The sequence below is a fragment of the Pseudomonas oleovorans subsp. oleovorans genome, from assembly GCF_002197815.1.
Lineage (GTDB): Bacteria > Pseudomonadota > Gammaproteobacteria > Pseudomonadales > Pseudomonadaceae > Aquipseudomonas > Aquipseudomonas oleovorans.
On record NZ_NIUB01000078.1, the window covers coordinates 1 to 2,135 of the forward strand.

The window sequence follows — 2,135 nt, forward strand, 5'->3', positions numbered from 1 at the left end:
AGTACCTAACGAACTATCTGGGCTGGCGCCGCCTGCTTGAGCGCTACAAAACACAGCTCAACCCATTGATTTGCTTGAAAGAGGCGTTGGGGTATAGGGATATGCAACAGTTAACTCAGACATAGCCATGAAAATTGCCGATCTGGAAGTCGATCTGATGAAGCGGCGTGCGATCCGTGGCGGGAAAAGAATTGACCTGACCGCGAAGGAGTTTTCACTGCTGGAACTGCTACTGCGCCGGCGCGGCGAGGTGCTCCCGAAGTCGCTGATTGCCTCTCAGGTTTGGGACATGAATTTCGACAGCGACACCAATGTCATTGAGGTTGCGGTACGCCGGCTACGCGCAAAAATCGATGACGATTTCGATCTCAAGCTGATTCATACCGCCCGCGGCATGGGATACATGATGGATGCGCCGGAGTGAATATGAAGCACCTTTCGCTGACAGCACGCATGAGCCTGATGTTCATGTCCGCGGTAATTGCAGTCCTGACGGTAGCAGGGCTGAGTTTCAATATGCTCAGCCAGCACCACTTCAAGATGCTGGATCGGCAGGCCCTGGTGGAGAAACTCGAATCCGCCAAACATATCCTCAACAATGCTCGCGGTGAAGCGAGCCTTTCGGAAGAATTACCGCAGTTGCGAGCCTTGCTGGGAGCCCATCAGGATCTGGCGGCCACTATCCTGGCCAGTGACGGTTCTGTACTGTTCTCCGACCCCAGAGCAGTCGAAGTACCAGAGCGTTTCAGACGTGAAAATGAGCAGAGCATGTGGGAGTGGCAGAACGGCCAACACATGTACCGCGGCATGACGGCGCAAATCTCGGTAGCCGATCAGGCTGAGCCGCTCACAGCTTTGCTGATTCTTGACGTCACCAATCACACACACTTTTTCGACACGCTGCAACGATGGCTCTGGATTGGATTGGTCATCAGTGCCCTGTTCAGTGCCGCGCTCGGCTGGGTGGTTGCTCGCAGCGGCCTTAGGCCTCTGCGGCAAGTCACTCATGTGGCCTCCGGGATGTCCGCTCGCTCGTTACAGGAACGAATCCCTCTCGAACCAGTGCCGCGGGAACTTCAGCAACTGGTTCTATCCTTCAATGCGATGTTGGCTCGGCTAGAGGATGCCTTCGTTAGGCTCTCCAATTTTTCGGCCGACATTGCCCACGAGCTACGCACGCCCGTTAGCAACCTGATGACCCACACCGAGGTCGTGCTGAGCAAGAAACGCGATATCAATGCCTATGAAGAGAATCTCTACTCCAACCTGGAGGACTTGAAGCGCATGTCTCGGATGATTGATGACATGCTTTTCTTGGCCAAGGCTGATAATGGCCTGATCATCCCCGAGCAGGCCAGGATCGAACTGGCCGACGTAGTCTTCAAGCTGTTTGACTACTACCACCTTCTGGCTGAAGAACATGGCATTGAACTATCGCTCACAGGCACAGGCCAAGTGCTGGGAGATCGGCTGATGCTTGATCGTGCACTCTCCAACTTGCTGTCCAATGCACTGCGCTACACGCCGGCGGGACATACAATTTCGGTTTTGATCCGCGAGACAGCGGGCTCCACAACCTTCAGCATCGAGAACCCAGGGGACACAATCAGCTCAGAGCATCTAGAGAAGCTCTTCGACCGCTTTTACCGGGTTGACCCCGCTCGGCGGGAGGGAAGCCCGAGCAATGCCGGGCTCGGTCTTGCCATCACCCGCTCCATCATTGAGGCTCACAAAGGCCGCATCTGGTGCACCTCAGCCGCTGGCCTCACGGGCTTTCACATCGAATTGCCCCATTCCAGATGATGCCGGTCTGGCGGTAAGTAGGCTACAGCTAACCGCTAGCCCAACTTGACAGGGTGGGTGCAGGTGCAATTCGACTGAGCGCAGATTGCATTCGCCATCCAGATAGGCAACGAGCGGTGAGCTGACACTAGAGCCCCCCATTCGTTCTCGGGTAGTAGCTTATGAAGTTTGGAAACGGCATCACCCACGCTTGCTTCACCGCAATTGCGGATTTCGGTGAACGTGACCGAGCGTTTCGCTAATACGTGACCGGTGCTTCCACCCCGGTTGCGCGGGTTCTGGATTGTAATCGCATCGGTCACGATGCGGCTTGTTCCTCGGCTTTTTTTCGG

At 55.5% G+C, this 2,135-nt stretch carries 1 protein-coding gene and 3 pseudogenes; 3 read left to right on the forward strand and 1 reads right to left on the reverse strand.

The window, feature by feature from the left end; genetic code table 11:
• The 3 genes and pseudogenes from PSOLE_RS24055 to PSOLE_RS23280 all read left to right on the forward strand — a co-directional run.
• A pseudogene (locus PSOLE_RS24055) lies at positions 1-125 on the forward strand (IS1595 family transposase); the annotation flags it as partial.
• Between the two features lie 2 nt (positions 126-127).
• Positions 128-424: pseudogene (locus tag PSOLE_RS23275) on the forward strand (winged helix-turn-helix domain-containing protein); the annotation flags it as partial.
• 2 nt (positions 425-426) lie between these two features.
• Positions 427-1,803 carry a heavy metal sensor histidine kinase gene (locus PSOLE_RS23280; protein ID WP_172480664.1) on the forward strand — a complete coding sequence of 459 codons (1,377 nt, stop codon included), beginning with the start codon at positions 427-429 and terminating at the stop codon, positions 1,801-1,803.
• 35 nt (positions 1,804-1,838) lie between these two features.
• Here PSOLE_RS23280 and PSOLE_RS24460 read toward each other — a convergent pair.
• Positions 1,839-2,135, reverse strand: a pseudogene (locus PSOLE_RS24460) (hypothetical protein); the annotation flags it as partial.